Raw genomic sequence first — 17,544 nt, forward strand, 5'->3', positions numbered from 1 at the left:
TGGTTTACGTTTGCGTAATTGATTTACTCGCAACGGTATTATATTACATCATACCTGGCATTCCACCACCCATTGGAGGCATTCCACCACCAGCAGGAGCATCTTCTTTAATATCGATTAAAGCACACTCTGTGGTTAAAATCATTCCAGAAACAGATGCAGCATTTTCTAATGCTATACGAGTTACTTTCTTAGGGTCAATAATACCAGCTTTAAGCATATCAACGTAAGTCTCAGATTTAGCATCAAAACCAAAATCTTTTTTACCCTCTAAAACTTTATTAATGACAACAGAACCTTCACCGCCAGCATTTTCAACAATAGTGCGTAAAGGTGCTTCAATTGCTCTTGCTACAATTTGAATACCTGTAGTTTCATCTAAGTTGTCAGTAGTAATCTTTTCAAGTACAGATTTAGCTCTAACTAATGCAACACCACCACCAGCAACAATACCTTCTTCAACAGCTGCTCTTGTCGCATGTAAAGCATCATCAACTCTGTCTTTTTTCTCCTTCATCTCTACTTCAGAAGCTGCACCTACATATAAAACAGCAACACCTCCAGCTAATTTAGCCAGACGTTCTTGAAGTTTTTCCTTGTCATAATCACTTGTTGTAGTTTCAATTTGTGCTTTAATTTGGTTAACTCTTGCTTTGATGTCAGAAGACTTTCCAGAACCATTTACAATAGTCGTGTTGTCTTTGTCAATCATTACAGATTCAGCAGTACCTAACATACTTAAATCGGCATTTTCAAGAGAGAAACCACGTTCTTCAGAAATCACAGTTCCACCAGTTAAGATTGCGATATCTTCAAGCATAGCTTTACGACGATCACCAAATCCTGGAGCTTTCACAGCAGCAATCTTTAATCCGCCACGTAATTTGTTTACAACTAAAGTTGCTAAGGCTTGACCTTCAACGTCTTCAGCAACAATTAATAATGGACGACCAGATTGTGCTACAGGTTCTAAAATTGGAAGAATTTCCTGTAAGTTTGAAATCTTTTTATCAAATAATAAAATGTACGGATTTTCTAAATCGGCAATCATTTTATCAGAATCAGTTACAAAGTAAGGAGATAAGTAGCCTCTGTCAAATTGCATACCTTCTACAACATCTACGTATGTTTCCATACCTTTAGCTTCTTCAACAGTAATCACACCTTCTTTTCCAACTTTACCGAAAGCTTTAGCGATTAACTCACCAATAGTATCGTCATTATTTGCAGAAATAGCTGCAACCTGCTTGATCATTTCTGAAGAGCTTCCTACTTTTTTAGATTGTTTTTCAAGGTTTTTAACAATAGCTTCTACAGCTTTGTCAATACCGCGTTTTAAATCCATTGGGTTGGCTCCCGCAGCAACATTTTTTAAACCTTCTTTAACGATAGCTTGCGCTAAAACGGTTGCCGTTGTAGTTCCGTCACCAGCTAAATCATTCGTTTTAGATGCGACTTCTTTAACCATTTGAGCTCCCATGTTTTCAAGCTCATTGTCCAGTTCAATTTCTTTTGCCACCGAAACACCATCTTTAGTGACTTGTGGTGCTCCAAATGAGCGACTGATAATAACGTTACGACCTTTTGGTCCTAATGTAACTTTTACTGCATTTGCTAATGCATCTACGCCACGTTTTAGTCCGTCACGTGCTTCAATATCAAATTTTATATCTTTTGCCATATCTTTTAAATTTTAGCTTTTGGCTTTAGCCTAAGCTTAAGTTTGTAATTTAGTTTTTAACAGCTATGTCGTAAATAACTAATAGCTAAAAGCGATGTTAGACAATTGCTAATATGTCACTTTCTCGCATAATAAGGTAATCTTTACCTTCTAATTTAAGTTCTGTACCAGCATACTTTCCATAAAGAACAGTATCACCCGATTTTACGGTCATAGGTTCATCTTTTGTGCCTTTACCAACAGCGACAACTTTTCCTTTTTGTGGTTTTTCTTTGGCGTTGTCTGGAATAATAATTCCTGAAGCTGTTTTAGTTTCAGCCTCGACAGGTTCAATAAGAACTCTGTCTGCTAATGGTTTAATGTTTAAGCTCATTGTATGTTTATTTTATTTAATTAGTATTAATGTTAAATATTAACGCTTAAGCGTTATGCTAAAAATGTGCCAATAGAATATAACTGACAAAGTTACAGTCATAAAAAAATGCCAACTGGAAAGTTGGCATTGTATAATATGTATTGTGATTACGTTTAAAGTGAATCTCCAGGAGTCGCTATATCATCAGCTGAATTGTCAGCAGATGGTAAAGGTTGCGTACTGTTTGTTGTTTCGTCACCATTGATAACTTTAGACTCTGAAGCGCCACCACCAGCACCAGGAATAGCAAAATTAGATGCTAAAATTAATGCTAATAATAAGGTTGCTAAAGCCCAAGTACTTTTGTCTAAAAAGTCTGTTGTTTTTTTAACACCACCTAATTGTTGAGTGCCTCCGCCACCAAATGAAGAAGATAAACCTCCACCTTTAGGGTTTTGTACCATAACGACTACGACTAGTAAAAAAGATACTAGGACGATTAAGATTAAAAATATAGTAAACGTATTCATTAGTTCTGCGTATTATTTTCTTGTAATTCTTTTACTGCTTTAATTTGGTCTGCAAAGAAACCACTTTTTTCTGGATATTTCAAACTTAAAATTTTATAAGATTGAATTGCTTTTTCATAATTGTTTTGCTCGAGATAAATTCGGGCTAAAGTTTCTGTCATTAATCCGTCATGAGCCACTTTATCTTCGGTGTCAATATGTATTTTAGGTGCATTTTTAGAAGGGATAATCTTAGGGTTCGTTTCTAAAAACTTATCGATAAGTTCAAACTTCTTATGCACTTCTGTTGGTGTTTGATCTTGAGATACTTCTGTTTGTTCTTCGGAAATAGTCTCGTCTTCAATACGTTCAATAGGTTTGAAACTTGTTATTTTTAACCATTCGGCAAATGAATGCGTTTCTTCTTTATCAAATGTAAGAGGTTTTCCGATTTGAAGTTTCTCCTCTGGTGTTTCCTCTATGTGTTTGGCATCAATATCGAGAATCACCTGTTCAGGAGTGTTTTCCGGAAGGGATAAAAAATGAGCAACATCTTCAGGTTTTACTTTTTGTTCAAAAAGATTTGGATCCAGAACACCTTCTGTATTTTTGATATGCTCTTTTAAAGCATCATCTATGGTAACACTTTTATCTACTGAAATATCATCAAGATCATGAACAGTAATGTCTTTAAGATGTTCGGAGTTTTGCTTTATCGCTTTAGAAATTTCATTTTGATTAAAATCATCCGAAGTGATATAGTCAAATAGTATACTACGATCTGTTGTGTAGGCTGCTGTTATTTTTAATTCTTGATTGTATTTGTAGCTTTCTTTATTTTTAAGCCCTTTAAGATATAATGCTCTTGCCGATTGAAAATAGGGATACTTAACAGTAAACTCTTGTATGGCATTGATTTGTTCCTCGGTAATGTGTTGAGGGTTTTGAAGACAATATGTAAAATCGGCACTATTCATTTACCATTTGGCTAAGGTTTCGTTAAATATATCTTGTGTGATGCGCTCAAAAATTTCTTCATGAGCAGTATCTTTTTGTGCGCCTTGTAATAGTGCGCTTCCTGCATAGTCATAAAAAAATGAAAACCGCTTTTCAAATTCTTCATCAGGTAAGTTCTTGTCAAAAAAACGAACGTTAACCGAAACTGTTAATCTATTTTGCGCAGCTGTACTATTAGCTTGTGCAGTAGTAGGAGAGATGCGGTATTCGATGATTTCACCTTCGTAAACCAAATCGCCATTTGAATTGGTAAGATTTAAATTGGTTTGATTTTGAATAAGATCCTGAAGGGCTAAAGTAAAATCTCTATCAAAACCAGGTTCTATTAAATCGGCAGTATTTTGAAAATAATTAACCTGAAAAGTTTTTATATTATCGGCAATAGAAGTTCCTGTAAAAGAATAAGGTCCGCACCCTAAAATAATGAAGGAGAAAACTAAAAATAAGCTGTATCGTGTTGATTTCATTTAATTAATACGTGTTTGGACGTTTCATAGTTATAAAAGCGTAGATATAGCCAGCATTATCGGCAATATCAAAATCGATATTGATGACTCTGTAACCTTGATAATGTTTTTCGTTGACGAAATCTTCGGCCTCTTTTCTAATCGCTTCAGAACTATTTCTTCCAAACGATTTTCGTATCATAAATATTTCTATTGCACGCATAAACTTTTGTTAAAGATCGTATTGTTTGATTTTTCTGTATAAAGTACGTTCACTAATACCTAATTCGGCAGCAGCTAATTTACGTTTGCCTTGGTGACGTTCTAATGATTTTTTAATCAGTTCTAATTCTTTATCATGTAAAGATAAGGTTTCTTCTTCTTCAATTTCTTCGGCAAAATGATATTTGTCCTGAGTTTTGATATCCGAGTGATAATCTTCGTCTGCTTGTTCAGGTATGGCAAGAACCTCTAAATCTTCAAATTCTTCGGTATAGTTATCTTTTTGCGACTCACCATAAATTTTCTGAATCAGGCCTTCATTGTCTTTTTCGACTTCAGAAACGTTACCACTTTTCATCAACTCCATAGTCAATTTCTTGAGGTCATTTAAATCACTCTTCATATCAAAAAGGACTTTGTATAAAATTTCACGTTCGTTGCTAAAATCACTTTCCGATTTCGATGTATTAATAACAGCAGGAAGGTTATTGCTGCCGTTAGGCAGATAGCCTTGTAAGGTCGAAGCACTAATAGTACGATTTTGTTCTAAAACTGAAATTTGCTCAGCTACATTTCGCAACTGACGAATGTTACCATTCCAACGGTGTTTTTGTAAGATTGGGACAGCGTCATCAGCAAGCTTTATAGTTGGCATTTTATATTTTAAAGCGAAATCACTGGAAAATTTCCGGAACAACAAATGTATATCCTCTTTGCGTTCACGAAGTGGTGGAATATTAATATCTACAGTACTTAAACGGTAGTATAAATCTTCACGAAATTTCTCTTTTTTTATGGCATCAAACATATTAACGTTTGTGGCAGCTACAATTCTAACATTGGTTTTTTGAACCTTACTAGAACCCACTTTAATAAATTCACCATTTTCTAATACACGTAATAAACGTACTTGAGTAGTTAAGGGTAATTCGCCAACTTCATCGAGGAAAATGGTTCCGCCATCAGCAACTTCAAAGTATCCAGAACGGGTTTGAGTCGCTCCTGTAAACGCTCCTTTTTCGTGACCAAATAATTCACTGTCAATAGTTCCTTCGGGAATGGCACCACAGTTTACGGCAATATATTTTCCGTGTTTGCGATGAGATAATTGGTGTATAATTTTCGGAATACTTTCTTTTCCAACACCACTTTCACCTGTGACCAGTACCGAAATATCGGTTGGAGCCACCTGTATCGCTTTTTCAATTGCGCGGTTGAGTTTTGGGTCGTTTCCAATAATTCCGAAACGTTGTTTTATGGCTTGAATGGATTCCATGTATTTCTTTCTTTTTAGTTGTACTTAGAATATCCGAGAGCTGTACCAATAAGTGTTGCACTGGTACAATCTTTTACGTGTACATTGACCAAATCACCAATGTTGTAATGCTCCTTAGGAAATACAGCTACAATATTTTGTGAAGTACGTCCAGACCATTGATCTTCAGATTTTTTCGATTGGCGTTCGATTAACACTTCTACTGTTGTATTAAGATATTCTTTAGTTCTTATTTCGCTATGTTCGCGTTGGCGTTGTACAATTTCAGCAAGTCTGCGCTTTTTTGTGTCTTCAGGAACGTCATCTTCCATTTTACGTTCGGCCATTGTTCCTGGTCGTTCTGAATAGGTGAACATGTATCCGAAATTGTACTTTACATAGTCCATCAAACTTAAGGTGTCTTGATGATCTTGTTCTGTTTCCGTAGGAAAACCAGAGATTAAATCCTGACTAATGGCACATTCGGGTAGTATACGACGGATATGATCAATCAATTCAAAATACTCTTCGCGAGTATGTAAACGGTTCATTTCTTTTAAAATACGATTGCTTCCGCTTTGTACTGGCAAATGAATATGCTTGCAAATATTATCGTATTTCGCCATCGTTTCAATCACATCAAGCGTTAAATCCTGAGGATTAGAAGTCGAAAATCGAATACGCATTTTAGGTTGTGCTTTAGCACACAATTCTAATAATTGGGCAAAATTAACAGCAGTTGCCTTTTGCATATCACTGGCTTTAACGAAGTCTTTTTTAAGTCCGCCACCATACCATAAATAGCTATCTACATTCTGACCTAAGAGTGTAATTTCTTTATAACCTTTAGACCATAAGTCATTGACTTCTTCAATAATACTTTGAGGATCTCTACTACGCTCGCGCCCACGTGTAAAAGGCACGACGCAAAATGTACACATATTGTCACAACCACGAGTAATAGATACAAAGGCGGTCACACCATTAGAGTTTAAACGTACAGGAGCAATATCGCCATAGGTTTCTTCTTTTGAGAGGATGACGTTAATGGCGTCTCTACCTTCATCAACTTCTGCTAAGAGATTTGGTAAATCTTTATAAGCATCAGGTCCTACAACAAGATCTACAATTTTTTCTTCTTCTAAAAATTTAGTTTTTAAGCGTTCGGCCATACAGCCAAGGACGCCAACTTTCATTTTTGGGTTAATCCGTTTTACGGCATTGTATTTTTCAAGACGTTTTCTAACGGTTTGTTCTGCCTTGTCACGAATAGAGCATGTATTGACTAAAACCAAATCGGCATCTTCTAAGCTTTGAGTGGTATTAAAACCTTGCTCTGAAAGTATAGAAGCCACAATTTCACTATCACTAAAATTCATAGCGCAGCCATAACTTTCTATAAAAAGTTTTCGTGTATTGCCTTCTTTTTGTTCTAATACAAGGTGTTGACCTTGCTTACTTTCGTCAATTGTTTTCTCCATAATCCTTTTTAGCAGAAACTGAAATTTCGTTAAATTGTGCTGTCAATAAGCATGCAAAGATAGTATATTTTTGAGTATTGTGACAAAGTGTCATAGCCTAATTTAGTTTGAGCTTAAGTGATTTTTTTGTTACTTAACGCAACCATTTCCATAGTTTTGCATCTATATATAAATTGAACACCATGAAAACACCTAAACTACTCTTATCATTTTTTTGTTTTATGTTGCTTTTTATGAATACTCAATGTGACGACGACGATGAGGTTCAGGAACCTTGCGGACAAATGGTAGTTGTTGATTCTGGGTTTTATGATTCAGCCGAATCCGGTTTCTATGACTTAATTAGTGCTGAAATTGAAGACAATTGTCTTAATATTAATATTTCTGCTAGCGGTTGCGATGGAAGTACATGGAGTATGGTTTTAGTAGATTCTGGAGCTGTTGCCGAATCTTCTCCAGAACAACGCTTTTTAAAATTTGTATTTACAAATCAAGAAGTCTGTTTAGCAGTATTTACTCAAGAGCGATCATTTGATTTGTCTACGCTACAAATAGATGGTAGTCATGAGATTATTTTAAATATTGAAGATTTCCCAGAGCCTTTAACTTATACCTATTAACTTTAGTTTGTAAATCATGAGAAAACTTATTCTACTCTTAGTTATAGTGTGTTGCTGGTCATGTAAAAATGATGATAGCCAATTTGAAATAGTTACAGTAGCTATTCCAGAAACCATTAGCAAAATGGAATTCAGATCGTCAGTGGTAGTCGAAGCACCTAAACCAATTTTGAATGTCGGAAAAATTTACGCCTATCAAAACTATATATTCATCAATGAAAAATATAAAGGTGTTCATATTATTGATAACACAAACCCATCTTCACCACAAACCATTGCCTTTATAAACATACCTGGCAATGAAGATATTTCTATTAAAAATGATGTGTTATATGCTGATAGCGCAGTAGATTTGGTAGTGATTGATATTTCAGATGTGAATTCAATTAGCGAAATAGAGCGCATTGAAGATGTGTTTAGTGTCTATGATTATCAAATTCCTAATGAAGCACAAGAAGTAGATTTTGGTAATTTTAATGCTGAAACTGATGTTATCATAGGATGGACACTCGACCAACAGCAACGTGAATTCAATGATATTAATACCATCGATACTTTTGATGGCGCTGAAGCTTCAAATGGTGTTGGAGGTTCTTTAGCGCGTTTTCAAATTGTAGATAACTACCTTTATACTGTTGGTGAATTTGAAATGACAGTATTTAGTATAGCTAACCTTTCTGAACCAACGCTTGTATATACTGATTATGCTGGCTGGAATATTGAAACCATGTTCTATGCAGATGGTTATTTGTATTTAGGAGGTACAAACGGTATGTTCATTCATAGTCTAGAAAATCCTGCAGCGCCGCAAATGATTTCAGAATTTACGCACTGGGAAGGCTGTGACCCTGTTGTTGTAGATGGCGATTATGCTTACCTTACGTTAAGAGGTGGTAACGATTGTGGTCAGGATTTAAGTGTGCTTGAAGTAATTGATGTGAGTGATAAAACGCAACCAACATTAGTAGCTCAGCATACTTTAGATAATCCTTACGGACTAGGTTTTAAAGGGAGTCAGCTTTTTGTGTGCGACGGCACTTCTGGTCTTAAAATATTTGATAAAACCAATCCTTTAGATTTACAAATTATAGATACGTTTACGAATGTACAAGTAACCGATGTGATTCCTTTAGAGGATAGATTGTTGATGATTTCTGATACGGCTTTATATCAATATGAATATGAAACAGAAAGTTCTATTGTATTGGTAAGTACTTTTATTTTGAATTAAAAAAACAAATCATTTAAAATATAAGCCTGAAATTTTTCAGGCTTTTTTTATTGAAATTCACTAGACGAAATCTACTTTTTTTAAGTTAAAATGCAATCGAAATTGACTAAAATTAGGAAGATAACTTTTTTTTCACATACATTTGTAGCCTCAAAAAATCATATATGCCGAAGAATTTAGTCATTGTAGAGTCACCAGCTAAAGCCAAAACCATAGAGAAATTTCTAGGAAAAGATTTTAAAGTGGAATCTAGTTTTGGACATATTGCCGACTTGCCTTCAAAAGAATTAGGAGTTGATGTAGAGGGTGATTTTAAACCAAAATATCAAGTTTCAAAAGATAAAAAAGACGTAGTTAAAAAACTTAAGGAACTTGCAAAAAAAGCAGAAACTGTATGGCTGGCGAGTGATGAGGATCGAGAAGGAGAAGCTATTGCATGGCACTTGGCTGAAACCCTTGGTTTAGATAAAGCTAAAACCAAACGAATTGTATTTCATGAAATTACAAAGTCTGCAATTAATAAAGCTATTGAAAACCCAAGAGGTATAGATTATGATTTAGTTGATGCACAGCAGGCTCGTCGTGTTTTAGATCGTATTGTAGGTTACGAATTATCTCCAGTACTATGGAGAAAAGTAAAAGGAGGTTTATCAGCAGGACGTGTGCAATCGGTCTCTGTGAGGTTGATTGTTGAGCGTGAACGCGAGATTATAGATTTTACACCTCAAGCTTCATATAGAATTGATGCTGAATTTTCTAATGAAGACGGACAAACTTTTAAGGCAAAACTTCCGAAAAATTTTGCTACTAAAGAAGAAGCTTATCAGTTTTTGGAAACTAACGCTAAAGCAAGTTTTAAAGTTTCAGATTTAGAAAAAAAACCAGCTAAAAAATCGCCAGCGGCACCATTTACAACTTCTACTTTACAACAGGAAGCTTCTAGAAAATTAGGGTTTTCCGTAAGTAGAACAATGAGTAATGCACAACGATTATATGAAGCAGGTTTGATTACTTATATGAGAACAGATAGTGTCAACTTATCTGATGAAGCCCGAAAAGGTGCTCAGGCAGAAATTGAAGATGCTTACGGTTCAAAATTTAGTAAACCAAGAAATTATAAAGGGAAATCTAAAGGTGCACAAGAAGCTCACGAAGCTATACGACCAACAGATTTTAAATTACATACTGCTGATGTTGAAAGAGATCAAGCACGCTTATATGATTTAATCTGGAAACGAGCTATTGCATCGCAAATGAGTGATGCTCAGTTAGAGCGTACCAATGTTAAAATTGAAGCATCAACACATAACGAGACCTTTTCAGCAAATGGTGAAGTGATTACTTTTGAAGGTTTTTTAAAAGTATACCTCGAAGGTACCGATGATGAAGATACAGAGCAAGAAGGAATGCTTCCTGCAATGAAAGTTAATGAGACCTTGCTCAATAGTTACATTACGGCGACAGAGCGTTTTTCTCGTGCTCCATATAGATATACAGAAGCCTCTTTAGTAAAACAATTAGAAGAATTAGGTATTGGTAGACCATCTACTTATGCGCCAACTATTTCTACAATTCAAAATAGAAATTACGTAGAAAAAGGTTCTAACGAAGGTGAAGTACGTGAGTACTCTCAATTACTCCTTCAGGAAGGAAAAGTTACCGATAAACAATTGTCTGAAAAAGTAAATAGTGACAAAGGGAAATTAGTGCCAACAGATATTGGTATGATTGTTACTGATTTTTTAGTGAATCACTTCGGAAATATTCTGGACTATAACTTTACGGCTAAAGTAGAAGCCGATTTTGATGAGATCGCTGAAGGTAAAGAGGATTGGACAAAAATGATGAAAGAGTTTTACAAGAGCTTTCATCCAAGAGTAGAAGATGTTCAGGAAAATGCAGATCGTGAATCTGGCGAACGTGTTTTAGGAACCGATCCAAAAACAGGAAAGCAAGTAAGTGTACGTTTAGGTAAATTCGGACCTATGGTGCAAATAGGGACTGTTGATGATGAAGAGAAACCTCAATTTGCCAGCTTGTCTCCAGATCAGCAATTAACGACAATTACCTATGAGGAAGCTATGGAACTTTTTAAGCTTCCAAAGCAATTGGGAACTTATGAAGGAGAAACTATAGAAGTGAATAACGGACGTTTTGGACCTTATGTGAAATTTGGTAAGAAATACATATCTCTTCCAAAAGGGACTAATCCAACAGACGTTGAAATGGACCAGGCTGTTGAGCTTATCAAAGAGAAGCAAAAAGCAGATGCTCCTATATATACATATAAAGAGTTGCCAGTTCAAAAAGGTAAAGGACGTTTTGGACCATTTATTAAATGGAACAATATGTTTATAAACGTTAATAAAAAATACGATTGGGACAATCTTTCTGATTCTGATATTGTAGAATTGATTGAAGATAAAATTCAGAAAGAAAAAGATAAACTTATTCACCACTGGGAAGAAGAAGGCATTCGTGTAGAAAAAGCAAGATGGGGAAGACACAATGTTATTAAAGGTAAAGTGAAAGTTGAACTACCTAAAACTGTTGATGTTTCTGAAATGACTTTAGAAGAAGCAAAGGCCCATATCGAAACAAAAGCACCTAAGAAAAAAGCTGCTGCCAAAAAGAAGACCACTAAAAAGAAAACCGCTACAAAAAAATAACACCAAATGAATTTTAATTTTTTGTCTCCAGTCTCTGATGCCGTTTTAGCTCATAACGAGTTATTGTCAGAACAAGCACTTGGTAAAAAAATAAAAATTCATTCTTCTCAACTTGGTATTCCAGATTTAGATAAGGTCAAATTAGCAATCATTGGTGTAAAAGAAAATCGAAATGATGTCAACTATATGGGTGAAGCCTTAAGCTTTGATACCATTAGAACAGCATTATATTCATTATTTCCAGGAAATTGGCATACCGCAATTGCCGATTTGGGTGATATTCCTGCAGGTTCATCTATAGAGGATACCTATTATGCTTTACGGACGATAATTTCAGTTTTAATTGAAAAAAAAATCATTCCTATTATCATAGGTGGAAGTCAAGATTTAACCTATGCCAATTATCGTGCTTATGATACGATGGCTCCAATGGTTAATATCGTTAATGTAGATAGTAATTTTGATTTAGGTGATGCATCTGTTGAAATGAAAAACAATAGTTTCCTCGGAAAAATCATTCTCGAACAACCATATAATTTATTTAACTACTCGGCAATTGGATATCAAACCTATTTTAATTCACAGGAAGAAATTGATTTGATGGAAAAGCTTTATTTTGAAGCTTACCGATTAGGAGATGTCACTCATAATATCAATAAAGTTGAACCTGTGATGAGAGATGCTCATATTGTGACTATGGATTTAAAATCTGTCAGAGCAGCTGAGGTAGGTGCAAAGCAAAAGTTTTCGCCAAATGGTTTTAACGGAAAAGAGATTTGTACAATCTCAAGATATGCAGGTATAAGTAATAAAGTATCCTCTTTTGGGATTTATGAATTTAAATCGACACATGAATTGGATGCGACACCAATGTTGATTTCTCAAATTATATGGTATTTTATTGAAGGTGTTAATTGTCGGATTAACGATGATGATTTTACCAACGATGATCACTATCAAAAGTATAATGTATTGATTGAAGATGAAGAACTTATATTCTATAAGAGTATTAAAACCGGGCGATGGTGGATTGAAATACCTTTTTTGCCAAATGTTAATAATAAATTAAAAAAGCATACGTTATTACCATGCACGCATGACGATTATATTGAGGCAAGCCAAGGGAAAATACCAGAAAGATGGTATAAAGCTTACAGAAAGAACAGTTTTTAGCCAATTTGGCTAAAAACATTTAACACTTTTTTAATCGACGAAATGTTAACTTTTTGGGTTTAAGTGCAAAAAAGATGTAAAAAAAATTGTTTTTTACTAAATATATATATATGTTTACTGCCTTGAAAAAAATCAAGACGGTATTTAATACATAATTACAACTAAATAATTTAACCTCGAGTTTCTATGAATATTAAGAAGTTTGCTTTATTAACAGCTGTTTTAGCCCTAATGGTTGGATGTAACTCTGGTGACAGAGGACAACTTGTAGGCGTTAAAGGAAAGAAATGGCATCCCGAAAAACCCTATGGTATGGTACTTGTTCCTGGTGGAGCATTTATTATGGGAAAGTCTGATGATGATCTAGCTGGAGTACAAGATGCTCCAACACGTACTGTCACAGTAAGAGCCTTTTACATGGACGAAACAGAAATCACCAATAGTGAGTATCGTCAATTTGTAGAATGGGTAAGAGATTCTACGCTTAGAACAAAATTAGCAATTCTTGCTGATGAAATAGGAGAAACTCCAGGAAACGGAGGTATTGGTGAATTTGCATTTAGTGATGCAGATCCAGAAAATATGTCGGTTTACGAAAAATACATGTACAATAATTACAGTGGTCTTGGACCAACTGGTTATGAAGGTAGAAAACTAAACAAGGATGTTGATTTAATTTTCGATACTGCTGATTATCCAGATGAATACTACGCTGAAGTTATGGATACCATGTATTTACCAATAGAAGAATCATATAATGGTCAGCGTACTTGGGATGTTGATAAATTTAAATTCCAATATACATATATGGACATCAAAAAAGCGGCTAAGGATAGAAGCTTAAGACGTAAAGATGTGCTAGTAACTGAGGAGGTTAAAGTTTACCCTGATACAACAGCTTGGATTAGAGATTTTTCTTACTCGTATAACGAACCAATGCACAATGACTATTTCTGGCATGATGCTTATGGCGATTATCCAGTTGTAGGTGTGTCTTGGAAGCAAGCTAATGCATTTTGTCAATGGAGAACCTTATATCACAATAGCTACAGAAAATCAAAAGGAAGACATTTTGTAAATTCTTATAGATTACCTTCGGAAGCAGAATGGGAATATGCTGCGAGAGGTGGTTTGCAAGGAGCGACATTTCCTTGGGGTGGACCATATGCTAAAAATGACAGAGGTTGTTTTATGGCAAACTTTAAACCTTTACGTGGAGATTATGCTGCAGATCAAGCATTGTATACTGTAGAAGCAGATGCTTATGAGCCTAATGACTTTAATCTTTACAACATGGCAGGAAATGTTTCAGAATGGGTTCAAGGATCTTATGAAGCATCATCATATGAATATATGGCATCATTTAATCCTACAGTAAATGATCCAGATAACGAGCGTAAAGTAGTTCGTGGAGGTTCATGGAAAGATGTTGCTTACTTCTTACAAGTGAGTTCAAGGGATTATGAATATGCTGATTCAGCGAGAAGCTATATCGGTTTCAGAACTGTACAAGATTACATGGGAACAGAAGTTACTAAAAACGCTGCAACCAACTAAACAATTAAATAATTAACTCAACTAAATAAATATTAATCTACTTAAGTTTACTATTGACTTAAAAACTAAAAATTAAAATTATGGCACAGAAAGGAAACATCACAATCACAAACATGGTCTACGGACTAGGAGCAGCAATCGTAATTGTTGGAGCTTTATTTAAAATTCAACACTGGCCTTTTGGTTCAGAGATTTTAACTGTTGGTATGATTGTAGAAGCCTTAGTATTTACATATTCAGCATTTGAAAGACAACAATCTGAACTTGATTGGTCATTAGTATATCCAGAATTAGCTGGAGGAGCATCTTCTGCTAAGAAATTAAAGAAAGAAGAGCCTAAAGATGCTGAAGGATTATTATCTAAAAAATTAGATAACTTATTAAAAGAAGCTAAAATTGATGGAGAATTAATGGCTAGCTTAGGATCAAGTATCAAAAACTTTGAAGGTGCTGCAAAAGGAATTAGCCCAACAGTTGATGCTATGGCTGCTCAAAAGAAATACAGCGAAGAAATGTCTTTAGCTGCAGCTCAAATGGAATCATTAAACAGCCTTTATAAAGTACAAATGGAAAGTGCTAACCGTCAGGCGGCAATTAATGAAGAATCTGTTGCCAATGCAGAAAAGTTAAAAGAGCAAATGCAATCTTTAGCATCTAACTTATCATCATTAAATGGTGTTTATGGTGGAATGTTATCTGCAATGAACAAAAACTAATTAGTTTTTTGAACTATAATTAATATTAATTAACTACTAAAAACTAATTAACATGGCAGGAGGAAAATTATCTGCAAGGCAGAAAATGATTAACTTAATGTACTTAGTCTTCATTGCAATGATGGCTATGAACATGTCGAAAGAAGTATTATCGGCTTTCGGTTTAATGGAAGCTAAGTTCGCAGACTCAAATGAATTAACAGGCGAGCGTAACGAAGCATTACTTGCTGATCTCGAAAAGAAATCAACTGAAAAGCCAGAGGAATTTATGGTTCCGGCGGCAAAAGCAAAGCAAGTGAGTTTAGCATCAGCAAAATTCTATAACTATATCGAAACTTTAAAAGCAGATCTTCTTAGAGAAGGGAAATATTCTATTGACCCTGAAACAGGAAAATTACCTTTTGAAGCAATGGATAAAACAGATATTCTTGATGAAGCTTGGTTTACTGGAGACAGATTAACTAAAAAAGGTGAAGAAGTGATGTCTAAAATTGAAGGTTATAAAACTGAAATTAGAGATATCCTTGGTAAAGATGTTAAAGCTCAAAAAGTTTTAGCAAACTTCGAAAAAACATTTAGCACTGAAAAAGTTGAAAATAAAGACGGGAAGAAAATTGATTGGTTAGATTACCATTTCCAGGGATTCCCTGCAATTGCATCTTATACTAAATTAACAGCTTTCCAAAATGATGTAGAAGTAACCGAGGCTAATATCATTAACTATTACTTAGGTAATGTATTAACCGATGCGGTATCACTTGATAAATACAAAGCAATTATTCTTGCTGATAAATCAGCGTTTTTTGCTGGAGAGAAATTTCAAGGAAAAGTTGTAATCGGTAAGTATGCTAAAGTGCCTCCTACTGGATTAAGTATTGGAGGGCAATCTATCGACTTAAATGAAGCTATAGATTCTACTGGTGCTGCACGTTTAGATTTTAACGTTGGTGGTGTTGGTGAGCATGAAATTGACGGAACTTTTACGTTCATGGAAGATGGTAAGCCATTAGAAATTCCAATTAAAGGAAACTATGTGGTAGTACCTCGTCCAAATTCAGCTACAATTTCTGCTGATAAAATGAATGTAGTATATCGTGGTGTTGTTAACCCAATGACTATTTCTTTTGCTGGTGTTCCTGATAATAAGGTTTCAGCTTCTGGAGCTGGACTAAAAAGAGCTTCTGGTATGGGTAAATATAATATGGTTCCTACATCTGGTAGAGAAGTAACAATTAATGTTACTGCAACATTAGACGATGGTTCTAAAGTAAGTGATAAAGCGGTATTCAGAATTAAAGATATTCCTAAGCCAACAGGGAAAATTGTTGGACAAAGTGATGGAAAGTTACCAAGAAACAATGTTGAAATTGGTAAAGTTTCTGCTGAATTAGAAGACTTTGATTTCGATTTACCTTTAACAGTTACTAGCTTTAAATTTAAAGTGCCAGGTCAACCATCTGTAACATGTTCAGGTAACCGACTAAGTGGAGCAGCCAAAGCAGCTTTACGTAAAGCAAAGCGTGGTGCGACAGTTCAAATTTTTGATATCAAATCAAGAAGTAACGGTCCAGCAATTAAGCCTGCTACACCAGCGGTTATTGAATTAGCAAACTAATCAACTTTATATAGTGATTAACCCAAATTAAAATTAAATTAAGATGAATTATAAATTTTTATTATCAATCATTGCCGCAGTTGGATTTACATCTAGTATGTACGCTCAGGCAAATCTTTTAAATGCTAAAGCACCAGAAGAAATTGGTGTTAAAACTGAAGCTCAGTTGGCATTAGATAATGACAAGCCTTTAGAATATGGTTATGTTGATGATAGAGACATACTGTTTTCTAAAATGACTTGGGAAAAAGTAGTTTTAGACGAACGTGTAAATTTTCCATTATACTTTCCAGTAGATACTAATAATATCGGTAAAGAAAGACGCTCACTATATCATACATTGATATCTGCAGTTAAAGATGGACGAATTAAAAATGTTTATAATGATTCTTATTTCACTGAAAAACGTTCAATGAAGGAACTTAAAGACATCACAACTAAAACAGATACTTTAGATATTGGTTACGACCAGTTAAATGCTGATGGTTATGTAGATCCTGAATATGTTAGAACAAGAAACATTGAAGCATTCGATATTAGTGCTTATCTAATCAAAGGACTTTGGTATTTTGACAAACGTCACGGAGAATTAAAGTATAGAGTACTTGGTATAGCTCCTGCTGCACCAGACATTAACTTTATTGATTCTGAAGACGAAGCTAATAAAGTGCCTAATGCTTTATTCTGGGTGTTCTTTCCAGAAGCAAGACAAGCATTACACGAAGGAAAAGCGTTTAATAATAAAAATAGCGCCATGCCTTTGACTTTTGATCATTTATTAAATTCTAGACGTTTTAATGGATACATGTACAAAGAAGAAAATGTATATGGAGACAGAGAAGTTAAAGAATATATAGCTGATAACGCTTTAATGCAATTGTTAGAATCTGATCGTATCAAAGATAAGATTCGTAATTTCGAACAAGATATGTGGGCTTACTAAGTTAAACCCAATCCTAATAAAAAACGCTCACTAAAACAAGTGAGCGTTTTTATT

General features: G+C 34.7%; 16 protein-coding genes. 8 read left to right on the top strand and 8 right to left on the bottom strand.

Features of this window, described 5'->3' with window-relative positions; all coding sequences use genetic code 11:
* Positions 1–43 precede the first annotated feature (43 nt).
* The 8 genes from groL to miaB all read right to left on the bottom strand — a co-directional run bounded on the left by groL (position 44) and on the right by miaB (position 6,966).
* Complete coding sequence (groL, locus tag H7350_RS15180) at positions 44–1,681, bottom strand: chaperonin GroEL (RefSeq protein WP_204346777.1); 1,638 nt, start codon at positions 1,679–1,681, stop codon at positions 44–46.
* A gap of 97 nt (positions 1,682–1,778) precedes the next feature.
* On the bottom strand, positions 1,779–2,054 hold the full coding sequence (gene groES, locus H7350_RS15185) for a co-chaperone GroES (protein ID WP_091423334.1): 276 nt from the start codon (positions 2,052–2,054) through the stop codon (positions 1,779–1,781).
* A gap of 155 nt (positions 2,055–2,209) precedes the next feature.
* The gene (secG, locus tag H7350_RS15190; protein WP_204346778.1) at positions 2,210–2,566 is read right to left on the bottom strand and encodes a preprotein translocase subunit SecG; all 357 of its coding nucleotides are present in this window, start codon (positions 2,564–2,566) and stop codon (positions 2,210–2,212) included.
* Positions 2,566–3,522 (bottom strand): hypothetical protein, encoded by a 957-nt coding sequence (locus H7350_RS15195; RefSeq protein ID WP_204346779.1) that lies wholly within the window; start codon positions 3,520–3,522, stop codon positions 2,566–2,568. The genes secG and H7350_RS15195 overlap by 1 nt, the downstream gene beginning before the upstream one ends.
* Positions 3,523–4,029 carry an LptE family protein gene (locus H7350_RS15200; RefSeq protein ID WP_204346780.1) on the bottom strand — a complete coding sequence of 169 codons (507 nt, stop codon included), beginning with the start codon at positions 4,027–4,029 and terminating at the stop codon, positions 3,523–3,525.
* A gap of 4 nt (positions 4,030–4,033) precedes the next feature.
* Positions 4,034–4,231, bottom strand: a complete 198-nt coding sequence (locus H7350_RS15205) for a hypothetical protein (protein ID WP_204346781.1) — start codon at positions 4,229–4,231, stop codon at positions 4,034–4,036.
* Positions 4,232–4,240: 9 nt separating this feature from the next.
* Complete coding sequence (locus H7350_RS15210; protein ID WP_204346782.1) at positions 4,241–5,506, bottom strand: sigma-54 interaction domain-containing protein; 1,266 nt, start codon at positions 5,504–5,506, stop codon at positions 4,241–4,243.
* Between the two features lie 14 nt (positions 5,507–5,520).
* Entirely contained in the window at positions 5,521–6,966 is a 1,446-nt protein-coding gene (gene miaB, locus H7350_RS15215) for a tRNA (N6-isopentenyl adenosine(37)-C2)-methylthiotransferase MiaB (protein WP_204346783.1), read from the bottom strand.
* Positions 6,967–7,148: 182 nt separating this feature from the next.
* Here miaB and H7350_RS15220 point away from each other — a divergent pair, with 182 nt between their 5' ends.
* The 8 genes from H7350_RS15220 (at position 7,149) to porN (ending at position 17,490) form a co-directional block, all read left to right on the top strand.
* Complete coding sequence (locus H7350_RS15220; RefSeq protein WP_204346784.1) at positions 7,149–7,586, top strand: hypothetical protein; 438 nt, start codon at positions 7,149–7,151, stop codon at positions 7,584–7,586.
* A 16-nt stretch (positions 7,587–7,602) separates the two neighbouring features.
* Entirely contained in the window at positions 7,603–8,817 is a 1,215-nt protein-coding gene (locus H7350_RS15225; protein WP_204346785.1) for an LVIVD repeat-containing protein, read from the top strand.
* A gap of 164 nt (positions 8,818–8,981) precedes the next feature.
* Positions 8,982–11,486 (top strand): type I DNA topoisomerase, encoded by a 2,505-nt coding sequence (gene topA / locus H7350_RS15230; RefSeq protein ID WP_204346786.1) that lies wholly within the window; start codon positions 8,982–8,984, stop codon positions 11,484–11,486.
* A gap of 6 nt (positions 11,487–11,492) precedes the next feature.
* Positions 11,493–12,659, top strand: a complete 1,167-nt coding sequence (locus H7350_RS15235) for a formimidoylglutamase (protein WP_204346787.1) — start codon at positions 11,493–11,495, stop codon at positions 12,657–12,659.
* 192 nt (positions 12,660–12,851) lie between these two features.
* On the top strand, positions 12,852–14,216 hold the full coding sequence (gene porK, locus H7350_RS15240; protein WP_476705369.1) for a T9SS ring complex lipoprotein PorK/GldK: 1,365 nt from the start codon (positions 12,852–12,854) through the stop codon (positions 14,214–14,216).
* Between the two features lie 80 nt (positions 14,217–14,296).
* A complete protein-coding gene (porL, locus tag H7350_RS15245) occupies positions 14,297–14,932 on the top strand; it encodes a type IX secretion system motor protein PorL/GldL (protein WP_204346789.1) in 636 nt (211 codons plus the stop codon).
* Between the two features lie 52 nt (positions 14,933–14,984).
* Positions 14,985–16,547: a type IX secretion system motor protein PorM/GldM gene (porM, locus tag H7350_RS15250; RefSeq protein ID WP_204346790.1), complete on the top strand. Its 1,563-nt coding sequence runs from the start codon at positions 14,985–14,987 to the stop codon at positions 16,545–16,547.
* Between the two features lie 43 nt (positions 16,548–16,590).
* Entirely contained in the window at positions 16,591–17,490 is a 900-nt protein-coding gene (gene porN, locus H7350_RS15255; protein WP_204346791.1) for a type IX secretion system ring subunit PorN/GldN, read from the top strand.
* The last annotated feature ends 54 nt before the right edge of the window (positions 17,491–17,544 follow it).

The sequence above is a fragment of the Psychroserpens algicola genome (assembly GCF_014526325.1).
Lineage (GTDB): Bacteria > Bacteroidota > Bacteroidia > Flavobacteriales > Flavobacteriaceae > Psychroserpens > Psychroserpens algicola.

Excerpts from the sequence above, each read along its gene's own strand:
- groL (WP_204346777.1), bottom strand. The coding sequence starts at position 1,681 with ATGGCAAAAGATATAAAATTTGATATTGAAGCACGTGACGGACTAAAA.
- groES (WP_091423334.1), bottom strand. The coding sequence starts at position 2,054 with ATGAGCTTAAACATTAAACCATTAGCAGACAGAGTTCTTATTGAACCT.
- secG (WP_204346778.1), bottom strand. The coding sequence starts at position 2,566 with ATGAATACGTTTACTATATTTTTAATCTTAATCGTCCTAGTATCTTTT.
- H7350_RS15195 (WP_204346779.1), bottom strand. The coding sequence starts at position 3,522 with ATGAATAGTGCCGATTTTACATATTGTCTTCAAAACCCTCAACACATT.
- H7350_RS15200 (WP_204346780.1), bottom strand. The coding sequence starts at position 4,029 with ATGAAATCAACACGATACAGCTTATTTTTAGTTTTCTCCTTCATTATT.
- H7350_RS15205 (WP_204346781.1), bottom strand. The coding sequence starts at position 4,231 with ATGCGTGCAATAGAAATATTTATGATACGAAAATCGTTTGGAAGAAAT.
- H7350_RS15210 (WP_204346782.1), bottom strand. The coding sequence starts at position 5,506 with ATGGAATCCATTCAAGCCATAAAACAACGTTTCGGAATTATTGGAAAC.
- miaB (WP_204346783.1), bottom strand. The coding sequence starts at position 6,966 with ATGGAGAAAACAATTGACGAAAGTAAGCAAGGTCAACACCTTGTATTA.
- H7350_RS15220 (WP_204346784.1), top strand. The coding sequence starts at position 7,149 with ATGAAAACACCTAAACTACTCTTATCATTTTTTTGTTTTATGTTGCTT.
- H7350_RS15225 (WP_204346785.1), top strand. The coding sequence starts at position 7,603 with ATGAGAAAACTTATTCTACTCTTAGTTATAGTGTGTTGCTGGTCATGT.
- topA (WP_204346786.1), top strand. The coding sequence starts at position 8,982 with ATGCCGAAGAATTTAGTCATTGTAGAGTCACCAGCTAAAGCCAAAACC.
- H7350_RS15235 (WP_204346787.1), top strand. The coding sequence starts at position 11,493 with ATGAATTTTAATTTTTTGTCTCCAGTCTCTGATGCCGTTTTAGCTCAT.
- porL (WP_204346789.1), top strand. The coding sequence starts at position 14,297 with ATGGCACAGAAAGGAAACATCACAATCACAAACATGGTCTACGGACTA.
- porM (WP_204346790.1), top strand. The coding sequence starts at position 14,985 with ATGGCAGGAGGAAAATTATCTGCAAGGCAGAAAATGATTAACTTAATG.
- porN (WP_204346791.1), top strand. The coding sequence starts at position 16,591 with ATGAATTATAAATTTTTATTATCAATCATTGCCGCAGTTGGATTTACA.